14 protein-coding genes and 1 pseudogene are annotated in these 16357 nt (G+C 67.9%); 7 read left to right on the forward strand and 8 right to left on the reverse strand.

Features of this window, described 5'->3' with window-relative positions:
* From QOZ89_RS38330 to QOZ89_RS38350, 4 genes and pseudogenes are all read left to right on the forward strand, one after another.
* Positions 1 to 250, forward strand: a 250-nt coding sequence (locus QOZ89_RS38330) for an IS3 family transposase (protein WP_312628940.1), incomplete at its 5' end; no start/stop codon positions are given.
* Positions 251 to 376: 126 nt separating this feature from the next.
* On the forward strand, positions 377 to 634 hold the full coding sequence (locus tag QOZ89_RS38335; protein WP_131803788.1) for a hypothetical protein: 258 nt from the start codon (positions 377 to 379) through the stop codon (positions 632 to 634).
* Positions 631 to 1923 (forward strand): ABC transporter substrate-binding protein, encoded by a 1293-nt coding sequence (locus QOZ89_RS38340; RefSeq protein ID WP_071047096.1) that lies wholly within the window; start codon positions 631 to 633, stop codon positions 1921 to 1923. The genes QOZ89_RS38335 and QOZ89_RS38340 overlap by 4 nt, the downstream gene beginning before the upstream one ends.
* 370 nt (positions 1924 to 2293) lie before the next feature.
* Positions 2294 to 2404, forward strand: a pseudogene (locus QOZ89_RS38350) (IS5/IS1182 family transposase); the annotation flags it as partial.
* A gap of 411 nt (positions 2405 to 2815) precedes the next feature.
* On the opposite strand, the gene QOZ89_RS38355 reads toward QOZ89_RS38350, so the two are convergent.
* On the reverse strand, positions 2816 to 3580 hold the full coding sequence (locus tag QOZ89_RS38355; protein WP_312628944.1) for a TetR/AcrR family transcriptional regulator: 765 nt from the start codon (positions 3578 to 3580) through the stop codon (positions 2816 to 2818).
* 1192 nt (positions 3581 to 4772) lie between these two features.
* On the opposite strand from QOZ89_RS38355, the gene QOZ89_RS38360 reads away from it, so the two are divergent.
* Positions 4773 to 6278 (forward strand): alpha/beta hydrolase domain-containing protein, encoded by a 1506-nt coding sequence (locus QOZ89_RS38360; RefSeq protein WP_312629013.1) that lies wholly within the window; start codon positions 4773 to 4775, stop codon positions 6276 to 6278.
* Between the two features lie 404 nt (positions 6279 to 6682).
* On the opposite strand, the gene QOZ89_RS38365 is transcribed toward QOZ89_RS38360, so the two are convergent.
* From QOZ89_RS38365 to QOZ89_RS38390, 6 genes are all read right to left on the reverse strand, one after another.
* Positions 6683 to 7246, reverse strand: coding sequence for an HNH endonuclease (locus QOZ89_RS38365; RefSeq protein ID WP_312629015.1), 564 nt, complete (start codon positions 7244 to 7246; stop codon positions 6683 to 6685).
* Positions 7247 to 7431: 185 nt separating this feature from the next.
* Entirely contained in the window at positions 7432 to 8409 is a 978-nt protein-coding gene (locus QOZ89_RS38370; protein ID WP_071047091.1) for an alpha/beta hydrolase, read from the reverse strand.
* A 100-nt stretch (positions 8410 to 8509) separates the two neighbouring features.
* Complete coding sequence (locus tag QOZ89_RS38375; RefSeq protein WP_241841521.1) at positions 8510 to 8806, reverse strand: hypothetical protein; 297 nt, start codon at positions 8804 to 8806, stop codon at positions 8510 to 8512.
* A 105-nt stretch (positions 8807 to 8911) separates the two neighbouring features.
* The gene (locus QOZ89_RS38380; protein ID WP_312628947.1) at positions 8912 to 10102 is read right to left on the reverse strand and encodes a cytochrome P450; all 1191 of its coding nucleotides are present in this window, start codon (positions 10100 to 10102) and stop codon (positions 8912 to 8914) included.
* 116 nt (positions 10103 to 10218) lie between these two features.
* Positions 10219 to 11475: an amidohydrolase family protein gene (locus QOZ89_RS38385; protein WP_312628949.1), complete on the reverse strand. Its 1257-nt coding sequence runs from the start codon at positions 11473 to 11475 to the stop codon at positions 10219 to 10221.
* Positions 11476 to 11557: 82 nt separating this feature from the next.
* Positions 11558 to 11977 carry a pyridoxamine 5'-phosphate oxidase family protein gene (locus tag QOZ89_RS38390; RefSeq protein ID WP_071047086.1) on the reverse strand — a complete coding sequence of 140 codons (420 nt, stop codon included), beginning with the start codon at positions 11975 to 11977 and terminating at the stop codon, positions 11558 to 11560.
* A 476-nt stretch (positions 11978 to 12453) separates the two neighbouring features.
* On the opposite strand from QOZ89_RS38390, the gene QOZ89_RS38395 reads away from it, so the two are divergent.
* Both QOZ89_RS38395 and QOZ89_RS38400 read left to right on the forward strand, forming a co-directional pair.
* On the forward strand, positions 12454 to 13152 hold the full coding sequence (locus QOZ89_RS38395; RefSeq protein ID WP_312628950.1) for an IS6 family transposase: 699 nt from the start codon (positions 12454 to 12456) through the stop codon (positions 13150 to 13152).
* 84 nt (positions 13153 to 13236) lie between these two features.
* Positions 13237 to 13455, forward strand: a complete 219-nt coding sequence (locus tag QOZ89_RS38400; RefSeq protein WP_491723693.1) for an SDR family oxidoreductase — start codon at positions 13237 to 13239, stop codon at positions 13453 to 13455.
* A gap of 902 nt (positions 13456 to 14357) precedes the next feature.
* Here QOZ89_RS38400 and QOZ89_RS38405 read toward each other — a convergent pair.
* A complete protein-coding gene (locus QOZ89_RS38405) occupies positions 14358 to 15968 on the reverse strand; it encodes a S8 family peptidase (RefSeq protein ID WP_157910435.1) in 1611 nt (536 codons plus the stop codon).
* Positions 15969 to 16357: the final 389 nt, after the last annotated feature.

Raw genomic sequence — 16357 nt, forward strand, 5'->3', positions numbered from 1 at the left:
CTTCACCCCCAAAGGCTCGTCCTGGATCAACCAGGTCGAGACCTGGTTCGGTATCATCACGCGCCAGTCGATCCGGCGTGGCACGTTCAGCTCCGTAAAAGTCCTTATCAAGCAGATCCAGGACTACATCGCCTACTGGAACGCCGACGCGGAGCCGTTCGTCTGGACCGCGACCGCCGACGAGATCCTCGCCAAGGTCAAACTCGTCCAGACCAACATCAAGAAGTTGGTCGACAACAATGGTAAATAAAGGAAGCGGAATCACGAGGCACTAGGACGATGCAAGGCCCGCGCCGCCGCCCGAGAACGGACTACCCCCGACGCGGGCATCCCAGATCTTCTCGTACAACCATCGAGTTCAAGGAAGGCTGGACCTATGGAAACACAGACATACCTCGAGCCAATGCCCTACGGCTGGCCAAAAGTAGCGGTGACTGTCGCCGACGTCGACGCCGCCCACGACGAGCTCATCCAACGGGCGTTCCCTGCCTTCGGACCGCCTAGCACCACGGGCAAATCGACGATAACTATCGGCCTTGATCCTCACGGAACGCCGATCCGGCTCCACCATTTATTCGGGGGACAGGGACGCGTCGCGGACCTCTTTGATGACGCCGAAGGAGTCGTGGCATGAGGTCGCCAGTCAGGCGTCGATTAGTGAGAGCGGCGGCGCTCGCGATGAGCGCTGGCGGTCTGGCCGCCTCACTGGTCGCCTGCGGTGAGCGACCGGGTGCGGAGGGGGCGGGTGGGGCGTGTTCGGCGACGGTGCCTGGCATCACGCCCACCGAGGTCAAGGCCGGGATGGTCTGGAGTGACACCGGGCCGGCGGCGGTAACCATGCGGTCCTTCCGGGCCGGTGCGGACGCCCGCTTCCATGCCGCCAACGAGGAGGATGGCGGCGTCTACGGGCGCAAGGTCGTCTACGCCTGGCGGGACGACCAGGGGGACCAGCAGCTCAACCTGAGCGCGGTCCAGGAGCTCCTCGACCAGGAGAAGATCTTCGGGCTCATCTACTCGCCGGGCGCCGGCACCCAGTCGGCCAAGCTCCTGCAGCAGCGCAACATCCCCGTCACGGGCCTGGGGAGCGACCCGGTCTGGCTGGGGATGAACAACATGTTCTCGTGGGTGTACCTCGGGGACGGTTCCAGCACGACCTGGGGTAAGTACGTCCACGACCAGGGCGGCACCCGCGCGGGCGTCTTCGCGATCGACGCGAACGCCACGAACGGGGACTTCACCCAGCAGATCGTGGCGAGCCTGAAGGCGAACGACGTCCAGGTCGTGAAGACCTTCTACATCGGTGAGATCACCAGCTGGCACACCGTCGCCCAGCAGATCAAGGCCAACAACATCGACGCCCTCGCGGGCGTCCTGCTCCCGGACGCGGCCGCGAAGCTGCTCCCCGAGCTCGCCAAGATCGGCGTCACCGTCGGTGGCAGCCTCAAGGTCGCCCTGATGCCTCTAGGCTACGACAGTAGCAATCTCACCCAGTTCGGCCCTGCGCTCGCCGGTGCCTCCATCTTCACCTCCATCCAGCCCTTCGAGCTGAACACCCCCGGCCAGCAGAAGTTCAAGCAGGCGATGAGCGACTACGCCCCAGAGATCCAGCCACCGACCCAGGACCTCGCCGTCGACGGCTGGATCTCCGCCGACCTGTTCATCCGCGGCCTCGAAGTCGCTGGAAAATGCCCGACCCGGGAGTCCTTCATCTCCGGACTGCGTGCCGTCAAGGACTACGACGGCGCCGGCATGACCCCCGACACCAGCATCGACCTGTCCACGAACTTCCGCCAGACCTCGACCTGCAACTACGCCATCAAGATCAGCCTCGACGGATCCAGGTTCCAGCCGACCAGTAACACGGCGATATGCGGCGACGTCATCAGCCCGGAGCAGATGGCTGCCCTGAACCAGCAGCCCTGACGGGCTCGCGACGATGCGTCTGACGCCATGCGAAATTCAGACGGTTGCGTCGTCGCTGCATGCGGGCGTCGAAGGTCCTCGCGAATATCGCAGTACGCGATCGGGACCTGATCGCTCACTGGTGGGTGGGGTGCACCCGACGTTTGATGATCGGCTCCGGGTAACTCGTGAGGTTTACGCCGGGTTCTGCGAGAGCCGGGGGTGTGACCGCCCCCGGCTACTCATCTGGGTCGTCCACGGCCCGTTCGGGTGATTGGTGACTCCGAGCAAGTGGACGTCGCGGGTACCGACCTCCAGAGCGAAGAAGCAGTACAGGCGCCGCAGGGTCACGGCCCGGTCGTCAGGTAGTGGGGCGCATTGCTGCTGGTAGCAGATCCTGGCCCGAGTACGTGAACGCGACCGCGTCTCTGGCAGCCGGGATCCGACTCCCGAGGCGGGCATCCTCGATAGTCAGAGCGTGCACGCCACCGATCGGAGCGGGTCGACCTGCAGGCATACCTGCGCTGGCGCAACACCCACGCCCGCCACCCCGGTGTCCTGGCCGCTCAACGACGCGAACGCGCCCGGGTCCGCAGCGAACACCACCAACGCTTCGGGCCACCCCCGACCACACGCCGCCTGACACCACCGGGTCGTCCATATCGCTCCACGTCGACCTGCCAGGGTAAGCGCGCGCCAGGCGCACGCTTACCCTGGCACCTCAAACCCAGCCGCACGCGCCGGGCGGCGACGATTTCCAGATCACGTCGTGAAAGTGGGTGAACCAGCCACCAGCGTCCATCCGCGAACTCGCGTAACAGCAAGATCATATCGGTGTTGCACCGACTACTCCGCCCACCAAAGATCCAACAAGTCGAACCGTCGAGCCAACGTTCGTCCATGTCTGTTCTCTTCAGCGCTCGCGGAGGAACCGGCTGGTCACACCGTCGAGGAAGATGGCCATGCCGTCGGTGAAGACGTCGTCCCCGGACGCGGCCATGAAGGTCGTCCCGGCCGCGCGAAGCGCCGCGAACTCGTCGGCGGGGAGGCTGTCGAGAAGCTGGCTGAATCCGGCGGTCCCTGCCGCTCCGATCGAGCTTCGGCCGGCGTTGCTGCGTTGGATGCTGGTGGCGCCCACCACGAAATCGATCATCGCGGTGGTCGCCGAGGTCGCTTGCTTGTCGGTGAGTCCGGCATCGAGGAACAGCGCGAGCGCGGAGTCGATAACGCGGAGCATGTTCGGTCCGAGGGCCGGCTTGCCTCGCGTCACTGACGAGGGCAGCGGCTGGTCGAGCATGACCCGCCGCATCTCGCGCATCAGCGCCTCGATGTCGGTGCGCCAGCCCCGGCCGGTGCGATCAAGCCGGACATCGCCCATGGTGTGGTCGACGATGAGCACGATCAGCTCATCGAGGCTGGCGATGTGCCGATAGAGGGATGCGCCGCCGGTACCGAGCCGGTCGGCGACGGCGCGCACTGTCAGAGCCTCGAGTCCGCGCTCCTGTACGACCTCCACCGCAGCGGCGACGATACGTTCGACCGACAAGCCGCCCGTGCGCGGCCTGCGCCTGCCGGTTGCCGCGGCGCGCTCCGCCCACCAGTAAGCCGACCCGGGCGCGGGCGGCGCCGTCTCGCGCTCATGCGCCGGGGTCTCGGAACCGTCGGTCTCCGCGGTCACTTGCCGTTCCACCAGCTCATAAAACACCACCTTGACAGTAGGCGAACGAGGTTCGCATACTGTGCCGACCGAGATGCGAACGACGTTCGCGTGGAAGGTAGGCGCATGCGGCCGCGACTCCTGAGCCGATTACCGGTCGTCGTGCGCGTCAGTGCGGTCCTCGCCGCCGGCCCGGGCATCTGGTCCGACATCAGCGGCGGATGTCTGCGCCCCGCGCGCAACCATCCCCACCAGGTGGCCGCCCGGTTGGGCCTCGACCTGACCGACGTGACCTGTGGCGGCGCCACGACAGCCAACCTGCTCTGCACACCGCAAGGTGACCATCCACCGCAGCCAGATGCCGACACCGCCGACACCCGGCTCATAACGATTGAGGCGGGCAGCGGCGACCTCGGCTACGGCGTCGCCACGCTGCTCAGCATGAACGCGGCCCGGACGGGCCAGCCACGCACAGGGCTGCCCAGTACCGGGCAGACAGCCCAGGCAGCGGCATCCCTGCGCGCCGATCGTGTCCGGGCTCCTCGGGACCGTCGGCCCCGCCGAACGCGCTGGTGCACCTTGTCGGCTACCCACGCCTGCGCCCGGACCCGCCAGCCTCCTGCGCCGGCAACGTCAACAGCATCCACGACAGCGAGCAGCTCGCCGCGGTGGGGACCGCGATCGAGGAGACCTTCAGCCTGGCGCCGAATGCCCGTTGCCGCTCGTCGATGTCGATACCTCAAGCGCCGGACACGACGTGTGCGCCGCCCCGGCGGTCCGCTGGGTGGACGGCTCCGACGCAAACCGGGCATCGGCCACCAGCCGAACACGAACGCCATGACAGCAGTCGCCGCGCTGGTGCTGGGCATTGGCTGGCCGCGACCGCGAGACAACGCGGCCGGCCAGGCAGGTCGTGAACCAGCACATTTCGGCAGCGGCGAGACAGGGATGGAGTGCGCAAAGGGCGGCGTCGAAACCCCACAAGACCGGTCTGGCTCACGGCGTACCCGGTGGCGGTAGGCGCCGAAAAGACGTCGCCCGCGAGATGGATTGCTTCTCCGGTGAGAAGGGGTGAGTCCTGTGATTAAAGCCTGAGGTAAACGTTCCTGGTGGAATCTTATCGATGTCTGCCGCGGTTCCGTTCCTTGTCGCTGTGGGGAGCGCTAGTTGTCGTGGTCGAATTGGAGAGTCGGGAGAGGTGTGGGGAATGGGTATGAAATGCGGATGGACGAGACGGGCCCCGCGAGGTCTGATAGTGGTTACGGCAACCGCCCTACTATTACTCGGGGCGGCCTCTACGGTCGCCGCGCAGGCTAGTGCCAGCGCCCCGGCTTCGGCGAGTCCCGTAGTGGCGAGCCCAACTGTCACCGGACCGGTGACAGGCGGAAACGGCGCCACGGTGCTGCGGGGAACGACGATCGACCTGGCGAGCGTGGGATACACGCAATCGGAATTCTTCCTGTCCGGGAACGCGACATCCTATGCGCCGACGGCAGCGCTCGGCTCCGACGGGCGCTGGCAGGTGGCGCCGGCGAGTGCAGCTCCATACACCACCCGGATCGTGGTGTATCGGCCAGCCAACCCGGCCCGATTTAACGGGTCCGTCATCGTGGAATGGCTGAACGTCACCGGCGGGTCGGACGTGGCTGTGGACTGGACCTACACTCACAACGAGCTGATCCGCGATGGCTTCGCCTGGGTCGGCGTCTCCGCCCAGGCTGTGGGAGTGGCCGCCAACAAGACCACGGACCCGGTTCGCTACGCAGCCTTGTCCCATCCTGGCGACAGCTACTCATACGACATCTTCTCTCAGGCTGGCCAGGCCATATTGGACTCCGCGCCCACGATCCTCGGCCAGCGTCGCCCTCGCGCCATGCTCGCCGAAGGGGAGTCGCAGTCCGCGTCCCGCCTCACCGCCTACGTCAATGCGATTCAACCCCTCGCGCATGTGTACAACGGTTTCCTTCTGCACAGCCGGGCAGGCGGCAGCGCGGCACTTTCGCAGGCACCCCAGCCCGACGTCCAGGCCCCTCAGGTCGTCCACCTCCGCCCGGACCTAGGCGTGCCGGTGCTTACCGTGCAGACGGAGACTGACCTGATGCTGCTCGGTTACCTGGCGGCCAGACAGCCTGACTCCCCGGGGATCCGACTCTGGGAGATGGCCGGCACGTCGCACGGCGACAACTACACCCTTACCGTCGGCCCTGGCGACAACGGCAGCGGAGCGGCCGGCTTGCAGCAGCTAAACTCCATGCTCAACCCACCAACCGGCACAACCGGCTTCACCTGCGACACACCGATCAACACCGGCCCGATGCACTACGTCATGGACGGCGCCCAGTACGCACTGAACCGCTGGGTAACCGCAGGAGTCGCTCCCGCCGTGGCGCCCCGCCTGCAGGTGACCACATCTGGTTCCGCACCCGCCTTCGTCCTCGACGCCAATGGCAACGTCAAGGGTGGCGTCCGCACGCCCGCCGTCGACGTGCCGGTCGCGACCCTGTCCGGGCTCGGCCAGCCCGGGGCGAGCTTCTGCCGCCTGTTCGGCACGACCGTCCCCTTCGACGCCGTGAAGCTGGAAGCCCTGTATCCCACCCACGTGCATTTCGTCGAGCGCTGGGCGGCCGCTACCGGATCTGCTGTTTTCGCGGGCTTTATCCGCCCGGCCGACGCGGCTGAGCTTGTCACAGCAGCCGCCAGATCCAGCATCGGCGGCTAACCTCGGCTATTCGTGTGCCCAGCAGACAGCGGGAGGTGACGCCGTGTGAGCGGCCGAGTCTTGTTGATCTAGCTGAACGGTGGGAACCGGGAACGGGAAAGTGCCTCTGGCCTGGGACGATTCGGGTGTCTGAAGCCCGGGCGTCTACAGATCAGAGGCACTTTCCAGGTGAGGTCTACGGGCTGGTCGAAAGGGCTGTCGGTCGAGGTCGGCGGCCGTGATGTTGTCTCGCACGTCGGGACTGTGGGTGAGTCGCCGAGGGGAGTCTCACCCCTCGGCGCTCGTAGATCCGGACGTGAGGTAGGGTAGGCTGCCGGCGAGGTACCAGTTGACCTGGCCCTTTTCCGACGGCCCCCCTCCGAACCAGCCGTGCCCGCTTTCCGTAGCAGCTGGCTCTCCAGTGCTTATCGCGGTCTGCGTGTGGGACGTCCGGCGTGGATGTCCTCGTGGCAGCTGCGGCAGACGACGAGGGTCTTGCGGTGGCGGGAGGCCATCCGCGTAACCCATTCGGGTTGCTGTTTCCGCCCCTTGGGGTTTGAGGTCTTTGAGCGCCTGATGTGGTGCACTTCGACCTGTTCCGTGGAGCCGCATAGTTCGCAGACCTCGGCCAGGAGCCGTTGAACAAGCTCCGACCGGTTTCCGTTCCAGATGCGTGGCGGATTGTCGTCGAGGGGCCGTGGCGTGGTGTCCCGTGCCAGGCTGATGCCGCCCCATTGCGCCACCAGCAGCGGTCGTCCGCCATCGAGGCCCACGGTGACCTGAAGGCCACGACGTGGACCGTGCTCGGTGTCGAGTACGGCTCGGTAACGGCGGTAGACCTTCGGGACCGTGATCCGGTACTTGCGGGCCAGGGTCTTGGTCAGCGACCGTTCCGTGACGTACCTCAGGTAGCCGAGCCGATGACGGTTGAACGCCAACAGGTAGTACTCCGCGACACCCCGGAACTCGGCCTGGAACTGTGCGACGATACTGAAATCAGTATTGACGGTACGATCGCTCGGCTGGGTGGGCGGGGCCGTTCCAGGGGTGTCGGGGCGCCCGCTTCGCCTTCAGCCCGGGGATCGTGGCCGGCCCTCGCTCCCGTTCGCCGGCCGACGCACCCGCGTGGGTGTGTTGGGCCTGACCGACTCTCGAAAGCGCCCGTTCGGGACGGTCACCGGCGCGTGCGGGCGAGGACGCGAGTGAGCCAGCGTTCACGTGCCGTGAAGGCGTCGGTGGCGAGCGCGGAGTCGGGTGCCATGTCCTCGAAGCCGTGGAAGCCACCGGGCCAGATGTGCAGTTCGGCGTCGCCACCGCTGGCCCAGATGGTGGAGGCGAAGGCGACGTCCTCGTCGCGGAAGAGGTCGACGGAGCCGACGTCGATGAAGGTCGGGGGGAGGCCGGACAGGTCGGTCGCGCGGCCGGGAGCGGCGTAGCTGGAGACGCCGTCGGCGCCGACGCGATCTCCGAGCAGCATGCGCCAGCCGGTCTGGTTGCTGGTCCGGCTCCATAGAAGGTCGCCCGTGAGGTGGGACGACGGGGTCTGCATGCGGTCATCGAGCATCGGGCTCAGCAGCAGGAGCCCGGCGAGGCCAGGCCCACCCTGGTCGCGGACGCGTAGGGCCGTCGCGGCGGCCAGGCCGCCACCTGCGCTGCTGCCAGCGAGGATCAACGCGCCTGGGTCGATCCCCAACTGGTCGGCCTGCTCGGCGGCCCAGAGCAACGCGGCGTAGCAGTCGTCGACGGGCGCGGGGTAGGGGTGCTCGGGAGCGAGTCGGTACTCGACGGAGACGACAGTCGCGCCGGCGGCCGTGGCGAGCCGGAGTGCGGGCAGCGCGCTGAAGCGGTCCCCGTAGGCCATCCCACCACCGTGTATCCAGAAGATTCCTGGGCCCACGCCGGCATGATCTGGGGGTGTGAAGACGGACAGAACGATTTGTGATTCGGGGCCGGTGATCGCGCGTTCCTGTTCGGTGAACGGGAACAGTTTGAGAAGATAGTCCCGGCCCGGGACGTTGAAGGCGCGAGAAATCGGAAGGGTCTCTTCGGTCAGCTCCGACGGGACCCCGCCGAAATAGCGGTCGAGGATGTCGCGCCATACGGCTGCGCAGTCGGCGTCCATGGGTGGCGCCGGGTAGCCTGCCGTGCTCATTCGAACCTCACAGTCCTGTACGTGGCGAGCGAGATGCCGGCCGTGGGGCTGGATCGGTTGGCCGCACGACGGCAGTACGTTCCGATGAGGGCGTCGGCGGCTACGGCCGGGATGAGGCGACGGCATTGCGTGCCGGCGGCGTCACGACCTCGGACGCCGGACGAGGGTCGGGGCCGGTGAGGTCGCGGCTGGTGTCCCGTTCGAGCAGGCGGTCGGCGAGCAGGGCTAGGTCGTAGGACTGGCGGGCCAGCCAGAACCGCAGGAAGCCGGTCAGCGAGTAGCGCAGGAAGATCCCGGAGCCGATGACGGCGGAGGTCACCCCGGCCAGGCCGAGGGTGATCGCATCCCGTTGGACCAGCGGATCCCGGGTGCCGTGCGAGAGCGCGTAGGCCGACACGGCCAGAACCGCCCCGGCCAGCATCAGCAGGAAGCCGAGGCGCAGCCACAGGCGAGGGCGCCCGGCGGCGGGGTCGGCGATCTTTCGACTGGCGGGTCCGAGGGTTCAGACGGCGATGGGTAGCTTCTCGTAGCCGCGCACGGTGCTGGTGTGAAGGCGCACGGCGTCGTCGTGGTTGACCTCCCAGGTCGGGAAGCGCTTGAGGGTTTCCTCGATCGCTATACGGCTTTCCAGGCGGGCGAGGCCGGCGCCGAGGCAGAAGTGGATGCCGTGGCCGAATGCGACGTGGCTGTCGAAGCCGCGGTGGATGTCGTAGGCGTCGGGGTCGGCGTATTTACGGTCGTCGCGGCCGGCGGAGGCGGTCAGCAGGAGGACCTTGGACTTGGCCGGGATCGTGATCCCGTGCAGTTCGACGTCGCGGGTGGTGACCCGGCCCTGGACGGGTGAGGGCGCCTCGTAGCGCAGGGTCTCCTCGACGGCGTTCCGGACGAGGGACGGGTCGGCGGCCAGCTCGGCCCGCTGGTCGGGGTGGGCGGCGAGGATGTCGGCGGCCCAGCCGAGGAGGCGGGCGACGGTCTCGGTGCCGGCGGCGGTGAGCAGGGTGGTGAAGTCGGTGGCTTCCCGCGTCGAGAGCCGGCGGGTGCCGCCGTCGGCGGCGCGGACCTCGGCCTGGACGAGGGCGGTCATCAGGTCGTCGCGAGGTGCGGCGCGGCGGGCCTCGATCTGCTCGGTGAAGTACTCGTGCAGCTTCCTGGTGGCGGCGAGGGCGATCTCGTTGGCCATCCCGGCGGTCTCGTCGTGGTAGAAGGTTCCGTCGATCATGTGACGGACCTCTTCGCGGTCCTGCGGGTCGACGCCGATGAGCCGGGAGATGATGAGGGAGGGCAGCTGCGCGGCGAAGTCCTGCACGTAGTCGAACCCGTCGCCGCCGACGTGCGGGTCGAGCAGCTGCGCGCAGGTCTCGCGGATGGCACCTTCCAGGCCGCCGACTCGGCGCGGGGTGAAGGCCCGGGAGACCAGTACCCGCAGGGTCGTGTGGGTCGGCGGATCCATGAAGATCATCTGCCCGGTGTCCCAGGGCTCCGGGGTCATCATCTCCAGCACCGTGCCGTAGCGGGAGCTGTAGGTGACGGGGTCGAGGTGGGCCTCGTCCACGTCGGCGAACCGCGACAACGCGTAGAAGTCGAACTTCTCGTTCCGGTAGACGGGCTTTTCGTCTCTCATCCGCCGCCACAGCGGGTGTGGATCGAGGTCGATCTGCTTGTCGTACGGATCCCAGTACAGATCCTCGGTCACGCTGGCCTTCCTTCGCTTGCCGCGCTCAAGGCACGGACGGGATGGAGATGATTCGGTAGGACGCCAGGGCGTGCGAGTGCGGCCCGAGCGCGGCTTCGGCCGTGGCGGACCGTGGCTCAGACGGGCTGACGCTCGGCGTAGCGCCGAGCCCATTCGCGCCGGGAGGTGACGGCGGTATCGACGTCGGCTGCCTGGGCCCGCAGGGCGCCGACCGTTGCTTTCTCCTTCGGGACTACGGCGAACGGGTCCCAGTTGAAGAAGCGGCTGGCGTTCTCCCAGGTGATCTTGTTGATATCGGCGTCGTCGGCGCCGACGTTGTTCAGCTCACCTAGGACGAATTCGGGGGCGTTGGGCCAGATCGAGTCGGCGTGCGGGTAGTCGCACTCCCAGGCGATGATGTCGATTCCGATCTCATGGCGGAGCCTTAGCGACGTGGGGTCGGTGACGTAGCAGGCCAGCGAGTGGTCGCGGAAGACCTCGGACGGCAGCTTGCCGCCGAAGTCGCGGCGCAGCCAGCGCTGGTTGGTGTAGTGCCGGTCGCAGCGGTCCAGGTAGAACGGGATCCAGCCGACCCCACCCTCGGAGTAGGCGAGCTTCAGGTCGGGATAGCTGCGCATCGCCGGGCCCCAGAGCAGGTCCTGCACCGCGATCGAGGAGATCTGGCAGGCCAGGATGATCAGGTTGTCGATCGGGGCGTCCGGGGCGCCCTTGATGGCGCCGAAGCCCGTGCCGATGTGCAGGCACATCACGACACCGGTCTCCGAGAGCGCTTCGAACACCGGGCCCCAGTAGATCAGGTCGTGGTAGCTGGGCAGCCCCTCGAGGTGGGGTAGCTCCGGCATGGTGACAGCTCGGGCGCCCTTGGCCGCGACGCGGTGGATCTCGTCGACCATCAGCTGCGGGTCCCAGGTCGGCAGCAGCGCGAGTGGGATGAACCGGCCTGGGTAGGTGCCGGCCCATTCGTCGATGTGCCAGTCGTTGTACGCCCGGATCATGATGACGGTGAGGTCGGTCTTGTGGTGGTTGAGGTGACCGGCGCTGAATCCGGCGAACGTCGGGAAGCACATCGAGGCGAGGATCCCGTTGCGGTCCATGTCCCGAACGCGCTCGTGGATGTCGTACACGCCCGGGCGCATCTCGGCGAAGCCGGCCGGGTCGCGGCCCCATTCCTCGGCCGGCCAGGAGACCACCGCGTTCAGCCCACTGACCCCGACCGTCTTTCCCTGATAGACCCACCGGTCCACACCGCCGGAGTCGGTGACCACGTGCGGCGCCTCGTCGGCCCACTTCGCCGGAACGGTGTTCCTGAACATGTCCGGCGGTTCGACCACGTGATCGTCGATACTGACCAGGACCATCTCGTCGACGTTCATGTCCCTCCTCGGCTTTTGTGAGATCATTTCCCGCGCGGCTGGCCGCATTGCCTCGGTCTCGCCTACCAGGCGAAACCGCTGGTCACATCTTCCGGAAGTCCCAGCTGGTGATTTTCTCTGGCACTAGGCGCAACCAGCCGTGGCGACCGTCGTAATGTTTCTCATCGCGGCCGGTGTACTTGCGGGCGTGCAGCAGCTCCACGGTCTCGAGCGCGGGCTCCGGGATACCCGTCCGAGGAATCTCGCCCACGCTCTCGAAGCGGCCGCGCAGTTCCACGCCGTGCAGTTCTCTGAACTCGTGGCCGCCGTCCACCAGAACGGCGGCCTGTGGGTCCCGCTCGATGTCGGTCCATCGCTGGCTCTTCACGAGCGAGCTGACCCACAGAGCCGTGCCGTCCCAGACGAACCACAGCGGCGTCAGGTGCGGACCTGTCGGGGAAGACGTCGCGACCCGGCACGTTCTTTCTGCCGTGAGAAAGGCATCGACCTCCTCCGGGCTCATCGCGATCTTCCTGCCCCGCCGCTGCTCCTTTGTCATGTTCCCCTCCGGAAAATCCGCCCATCCCGCCACACCCGCGGGCGGTACAGGACCGTGGCGCCCTTCGCCACAGGGCTCACCCACTCGACGTACCTGATCTCGATGGCATCGGCGCCTCGGTCCACTGGGAGCGCGAGAACCACAGGGACGAAGGCGCGCTCGGCGACCTCTGGCGCACCACGTCCGCCCGTCGCCGCAGTCACAGGCCTCCTTCCGCCTCGTCGCGGATGATGATCACCGATGGGCGTGCCCGACATCCACGACCTGGGCGGACCGGCGCGACCGACAGCCACCAGTCTGGGCCCCTCGACCCGACAGGGATGCGATCGACGATCGCGTTCCGCCGCTGGAGTATGCGACCACCGGTCGCATACTGTCAAGATGGTGCTCGAAGGCGCAGTTGCGTTGGTCGGCGCCGGGGTTGGATCTGCCTGTCAGGCATGATCGCGTGGTCCACCGTCGGCGTGACCGCCTCGCGCTTCCGGTTTCCACCAGAGGTGATCACGCTGGCCGTATGGTGGTATCTGCGCTGTGACCTGTCCTGGCGGGACGTCGAGGAACTGCTGGCCGAACGCGGCCTCGAAGTCGACCATGTCACGATCTTCAGATGGGTGCAGCGGTTCACTCCCCTGCTGATCGACACCGCCCGGCCGTGCCGCCACAGCCCTGGCGACAAGTGGTTCACGGATGAGACGTGCGTCAAGATCGCGGGCCGGTGGTGCCACCTGTACCGGGCGATCGACCAGTTCGGCCAGGTCATCGACGTGCTCGCCTCCGAGAAGCGGGACCTGGCAGCGGCGCGCCGCTTCCTCACCACGGCTCTGTCGCACGGCCGCCGGCCGACCGAGGTGACCACCGACCGGGCCGCGGCCTACCCACGGGTCCTCGACGAGCAGCTGCCCGCCGCCCACCACGTCGACGCCCGATACGCCAACAACCCGATCGAGGCCGATCATGGCCGATTGAAAGCGCGACTGCGGCCGATGCGCGGCCTCAAACAGCTGCGCGCCGCCCAGGTGATCGGAGCCGGGCACGCCTTGGTCCAAAACATCCGCCGCGGCCACTACGAACTCGGCGTCGACGCCCAGCCCCACCAGCGGCTCACGGCAGCCTTCACCGAACTCGCCCAGGCCGTCTGACCAGGCAAACCACCGGTCCTTGCCACGCCCCACGCCGGCTCAACGCAACACCGCCGTTCGCTGGCGCCCGCGGTTCGCGCTGTCATGGTTTTCCGCCCTGATGACCTGGAGGAGCCGACGCTCGACGACGTGCTGCCTGCCTTCACCTATTTCCAGGCCATGCCGATTCCCTATGTGGAGCCGGAGGACGTCGCGAATCTCGCGCTCTTCCTGGCCAGCGAGGAGGCCCGCTACATCACCGGGCAGCAGATCCGCGTGGACGCCGGTGCTCTGATCAAATTCCCCAACGGCCCCACCGGCTGACACGGCGGCTTCCAGCCGCCGCGCAGGAAGAGAGACCGGCAGGCCCGCGCCCCGTCGAGCGGCCTCGGGGGGCCGCTTGGCCGGCGCCAGCCCGCCGCTTCACAGGGCTGGTCAGCACCGGCGGCCTGGCGCTTCTCTCCAGGCCGCGGCAACGGAAAGCCGGAGCGCACGAGCGGGCACCATCCGAGCATGGTCTGTGCGCTCCGCTTCGACGCCCTCCCGGGGGCTCCACCTGTGCCCACGCGGGTATCGCAGCGCCGCACGGACATTCCGCAGGCACCGGTGCCCGGCGTCGGCAGCGTTGCCACGAGACGGTTCAGCCGCTCGTGTCAGGACGAGACGGTCACGTCTGACAGGTTGGGCGGGTGCGGCGGGAGGCGGCGTGGCGGGCGGCGCTGTTGGTTGGTCACGGTGAGCGCGGTGGGCGGTTGGGAAGCCGGCCGACGGGGCGAGATCAACCTCGACAGCGTTCCGCGCCGCCTCGCGCGCTTCCCGTCGACCTGCTCCACGCCGAGCTGTCGCTCCAGCCGACACCGGTTCCTCTCGACTTGATCGCCAAGATCGTCGACGAGGTCCTCGTTCCGCTGGCGTTCCGGCGAGCCCCGCCACACCGGGGAGTCTCGGGTCGGCTCCCTACCTCTCGTCCCCGGCCATCGAGCCCACGGCACGCCGGCCGCGGCGGCGTCCTGCCCCGTGTCCGGGCAACTTCAGGATTCGTCGCGGACTCCACGTCATCCAAGCGTCGGCCACGACCGGTTTCGGCACTCCGGACGAAGCGGCCGCGGTCACCGGTTGGTCGTCGCAACCCGCGACGACCAACCGGTGGCCGCCTCTGGTCCACCGCACCGCCATGACGGGCTCCGCGGAGCCCCTCGAACCTGTCGAGAACAGCCGGTCGGCGGCTAGACGACCGACCCGGCCGTCAGGCCGGCGCGCTCCATCGAGACCCGCAAGGTGCCCAGCAGCACCCGTACCTCGGTCATCGCCTGCGCCGCGGGAGCGCCTGGTCCAGGTACGGGGACCGGAGCGACCGCGAGACCGAGCGCCTGGGCAGCGTCGGGCAGACCAGCGCCGGCCCGGCCGGGCCCGAACTCGGGCAGCGGCCGGCAGCTGGCCGCCAGGACGTCGAACAGCCGCTGCACCCGGTCTGCCGGGCTCGCGAACTGCCGCCGGAAGTCCGCCCGGTGGGCCAAGACGAGCGCGGCGAGGCCGGTGACATGCGCGGCGGCCACCGACGTTCCGTCCAGGGATGCGTAGTCCCCGCCGGGCACGGACGACACAATCGCGACGCCGGGGGCGACGGCGTCGATGTCCGGCCCGACGCTGGCGAACTTCGCGGTGAAGTAGCCGTCCTGGGTGGGCTGGCCGAGAACCTGCCGGGCATGGTTGCTTTCGGCTGGGAAGGTGTCGACCCGGCCCATCGCGGACACCGTGAAAACCGTCGGCAGCGAACCCGGGAACCGGACCGGCTGGTCTGCGGCGTTGCCCGCGGCCACGATGCACGCGGCCCCGGCCTGCCTGGCCTCCTCGATCTTGCGGGATACGAAGATCGATCCAGCGTCGGCACCTAGGCTGATGTTCACGACGTCGACCTTCTGGGCGATGCAGTAGTCGAGCGCCTCGATGAGATCACTGAACCGACCGCCCGGGAAGATCTTGCAGACGTGGACCTCCGCGCCCGGCGCGATGCCGACGATGCCGCGTCCAGTGTCGGCCCCGGCGATGATGCCCGCGCAGTGCGAGCCGTGCCCGACTTCGTCGCTGCCCCACCCCTTGCCCTCCCGGTCGACCAGGTCGAGCCCGCTGGTGATCCGGCCGCTCAGGTCGGGGTGGCCGACGTCGACGCCCGAGTCGATGATGGCGATCCTCACGCCGTCGCCGCGGTAGGTCGGCGGGATGCGGTCAATCCCGAGGGCCCGCTGGCCCCAGCTGAACTGCTGCTGGGCCGGGAAGTCGGGCAGCAGCCGGCTCAGCGGCTCCAAGACGATCAGGTTGTCCCCGCTGGACGACAGCCGCGGACGGTCGATCGAGCGCTCCCAGTAGCCCGACGCCGGTCGGACGTAGACGTTCTGAACGGTGTCGGGAGTATCGGCGATCAGTGTCACCGAGACCTTGCCGTCCTGGCCAGTGATCCCCTGGACCAGGAGGTTCCGGCCCTGGACCAGCACGCTCGCGCCGGGTGCACTCTTGCCGTCCCGGCCCTGGACCTTGAACGACAGTTTCGTCTCCGCGCCGAGGGAGACGACTGTCCCCGGGTCAGGCAGGATGCGAGTCGCCGTCGCGGCGGTGTCGCAGAGGTTCAGCCTCCGGTCTGGTTCGATCAGCACTTCGGGGGCCTGACAGAGCGCAGCGGCCCGTTCCACAGGCATCTCGAAGATCGCGATCTTGGATGGCTGGGTGACACCGGTCGCGAACGTGCCGACGGGGAGGTTGGCGGATATTTTCAGCTCCCGGTGGAACGTGACGCCCGGCAGCGCCCCAATCCGCTCGAAGAGCACGTTGGGATCGGCCACGCTCACCGCCGCCGGCAGCAGTTCCTGGGGCGCCGCGCCAACGAGGTATCGGCCGTTGCGACGCCCGACTTCGTGCGGCGACCTCGGGGCCGATGCTTCTTCTTTCGGGTTTTTCTTCTCCATCTGTGCTGTCAGCGCTCCTACCGAGAGGCTCAGAAAGTCGGGGGAATCGTTGCGCGATGGCCCGATCTGTCGCGATTGCGGGCTCGTGCCGGTCACGCGGTAGTGAGGAGTGAATGGCGCGGGACGTGCGGCCGCCGCGGTCGATGATGGCCTCAAACCGAGCGGCCGCAGGACCGGACGGGAAATCGCGTCCTCGTCGTCAGGAAAGTCGTCCGGACAGTGGGAGACCCAAGGTTCTGAGCCGCCCGCTCGCTACGCGGCCGTTC

This window comes from Pseudofrankia coriaricola (assembly GCF_032027725.1).
GTDB lineage: Bacteria > Actinomycetota > Actinomycetes > Frankiales > Frankiaceae > Pseudofrankia.

Bases quoted from the DNA above. Each gene is read 5' to 3' on its own strand.
- QOZ89_RS38400 (WP_491723693.1), top strand. From the start codon at position 13,237: ATGGTTTTCCGCCCTGATGACCTGGAGGAGCCGACGCTCGACGACGTG.
- QOZ89_RS38360 (WP_312629013.1), top strand. From the start codon at position 4,773: ATGAAATGCGGATGGACGAGACGGGCCCCGCGAGGTCTGATAGTGGTT.
- QOZ89_RS38390 (WP_071047086.1), bottom strand. From the start codon at position 11,977: ATGAGCCCGGAGGAGGTCGATGCCTTTCTCACGGCAGAAAGAACGTGC.
- QOZ89_RS38335 (WP_131803788.1), top strand. From the start codon at position 377: ATGGAAACACAGACATACCTCGAGCCAATGCCCTACGGCTGGCCAAAA.
- QOZ89_RS38340 (WP_071047096.1), top strand. From the start codon at position 631: ATGAGGTCGCCAGTCAGGCGTCGATTAGTGAGAGCGGCGGCGCTCGCG.
- QOZ89_RS38385 (WP_312628949.1), bottom strand. From the start codon at position 11,475: ATGAACGTCGACGAGATGGTCCTGGTCAGTATCGACGATCACGTGGTC.
- QOZ89_RS38370 (WP_071047091.1), bottom strand. From the start codon at position 8,409: ATGAGCACGGCAGGCTACCCGGCGCCACCCATGGACGCCGACTGCGCA.
- QOZ89_RS38395 (WP_312628950.1), top strand. From the start codon at position 12,454: ATGATCGCGTGGTCCACCGTCGGCGTGACCGCCTCGCGCTTCCGGTTT.